The 2,871-nt window shown below is 44.9% G+C and carries 1 protein-coding gene; it reads left to right on the forward strand.

Features of this window, described 5'->3' with window-relative positions:
* Positions 1-717 precede the first annotated feature (717 nt).
* Positions 718-2,460, forward strand: coding sequence for a hypothetical protein (locus tag PX481_RS23535; protein WP_002761532.1), 1,743 nt, complete (start codon positions 718-720; stop codon positions 2,458-2,460).
* Positions 2,461-2,871: the final 411 nt, after the last annotated feature.

A 2,871-nucleotide genomic window follows, 5' to 3' on the forward strand; every position in this document is an offset into this window, starting at 1 on the left:
AAATAAAGAAGAACTGGAAAAAGTAGTCAATCAGCTTTTAAATGAAGGGGGATTGATTATTAAATGGAGTAGAAAACTTAAAAATAAGGGTAATGCTGTCAATGTAACTTAAATGCGTAAAAGCTTACTAATCAGAAAAGCCGGTCATCCCTGTCTTGGGAAGAACCGTTCAGCTTGTTAAACGCTCAAATAACTATTAACTTATATAACGAAACAACAAAATACAAGATATTTTTGACTACGATCGAGTTGTAGAAATAGTCTAAATGACCGAATAACACAGATCCCGTTTTCAAAATACGAGAAAAGAAGAAACAGAAACAACAATAGGTACTTAGTGGGGGCCAGTTCATTGATGGGTTTCTCGAACTGTTGGATATGGCAATATTATTCTAATAGTGGAATGAGGTTTAAAACCTGAAGTCTAGTTGTTACGGGTTAGATAGATAAAATCATTCTGCTGTCGGATTATAAATTCTATTTGAGTCTGGAATTCTGTTATCTAGATAAAGTTGTATGTTGTGGAATGACTACTCCATTCCCGCTCTTAAATTGCCCATTGCCTGGGTTCACAAACATTAACACGACAAGGCTTGTCGGTTGGGTCGTGTTGCTGCGGGAAGGAAGTAAACCCTCTCATCACCCTCGTTTTCTCTTGATAATTATCTGTCACCGGACTCTTTCTCTACAACGCCTCACGAGGAGAATTATACAGGTATGAACAACGGCACCAATTCGAGTCAAGCTCTCGATCGGCAAATATTCTTCAATGATTCTCTAATCATGAATCCCCTTGAATTCGATCGAGATTTGTCCTTATCCACAGACGATTTATTTAACCCTCATCGTCAAAATGATCCCGAACAATTGCCGGGGTCAGTAGTACCGCCTTCGATTACCCCCGCTTCCGAAAAATTACCGGGGTCAGTAGTACCGCCTTCGGTTACCCCCGCTTCCGAACAGTTGCCAGGATCGGTAGTACCACCTTCGATTACCCCCGCTTCCGAACAGTTGCCAGGATCGGTAGTACCACCCTCGATTACCCCCGCTTCCGAACAGTTGCCAGGATCGGTAGTACCACCCTCGATCATCCTCGTCGCCAATCAATCATCCGAGTCAGTAGAAACCTCTTTAGTTCCTCTATCAATTGACGTACAGAATCGACTCATGGCTGACGCTCGAACGGCGACAATTAATGTTACTTATCATAACTATACCCCTCAAGCACAAGCGGCTTTTCAGTATGCGGTCAGTATCTGGGAATCTATTATCGTCTCAACTATCCCGATTGCCGTTGATGCCTACTGGCAACCCTTAGATCCTTCGATTCTCGGCCGAGCAAGCCCCAATCTCTTTTGGAGAGAATCCCCCGGAACACGACCGAATACATGGTACACATCAGCCCTGGCTAATCAGCTAGCAGGTCGAGATCTTGCGCCTAACGATGGGGATATGACCTCCGAGTTAAATAGCACTGCCAACTGGTATTTCGGTACAGATGGCAAGACTCCAGCCAACCAATATGATTTTGTCACCGTCGCTCTGCACGAAATATTACACGGTTTAGGAAACATTGGCTTGATGGACTACAGTGGCGGTCAGGGAAGTTGGGGATTGGGTACGGGCTTTCCCGGTATCTATGATCGCTTTACAGAAAATGGTGCGGGGCAAAGCCTCATTAATACGAGCTTATTCCCTAACCCGTCTGTTGCCCTCGGTAATCAACTAACCAGCAACAACCTTTTCTTCGATGGACCTAATGCTGTAGGGGCGAATAATGGAATCCGTCCGAAACTTTACGCCCCTAGTCAATGGCAACAAGGTTCTAGTTACGCCCATCTTGACGAACTGACTTATCCCCGGGGCAATCCTAATTCCTTAGATACACCCTATTTTAGCCTAGGTGAAGCGATTCACGACCCGGGCCCCATCCCCCTAGGAATCTTAAAGGATGAAGGCTGGAATCTTGCTCCTTCCCCTCCCCCCCCTACTCCTCCTTGTCCCGACCCCTTAACTTGTCCCGTCTACCGTTTTTACAATCCGATTTCCAGAGGACATTTCTTTACCCTCAACCCAGCAGAAAAAGATAATGTCATCGCTCATCCCGAATGGCAATATACCTTTGAAGGAGTTGGTTTTCAAGCCGCCCAATCCCCTGGTAATAATCTATTTCCCGTTTTTCGCTTCTATAACCCGATTTCCAGAGGACACTTCTTCACGATCGATCCAGCAGAAAGGGATACTGTCAACGGTCATCCCGAATGGCAATATAACTTTGAAGGAATTGGCTTCTATGCTTACGGAGCGAGTGCCAGTCTAGGATCGGATGTTTTCCGCTTCTATAACCCGATCTCCAGAGGACATTTCTTTACGACTAATCCAGCCGAAAGGGATAATGTCTTGGCTCATCCTGACTGGAGCTATACCTTTGAAGGGGTTGGTTTTGAAGCAACACGATAGTAATTCTTGTTATCTTTCGATTGATTTTCAAGTTTTGTCGTCGTCAATAGTATGGTTCTTCGGTTTTTGTTATGCAATGGACGGGGTTATAAGGAATGAAACCCTTATAGAGACAGACATTGCTGCGATTTTGGTCAATTGTTTTCGCTCTAGAACGAACTAATCAATAGAACTCTTGCCAGATAAGGATTTAGTCGATTCACGCCCCCCGATCGAACCATACCACCCACATTCCGCACCCTAAGTGTCACAACGTCTCAAAAGAGGAAGGGGCGTGAGTCAAAATACTTATCTAGAGGAGTGAGTTGGCGGCAAGCTGCCAGCAACTAAGCCGAGAATTTCAGAGTTCCCCCGGTCATTCTCAATAAACAGTGCTTATTGAGAATGGACGGGCAATCAGACTTAACATCT

The organism is Microcystis sp. M53603_WE2 (assembly GCF_030065435.1).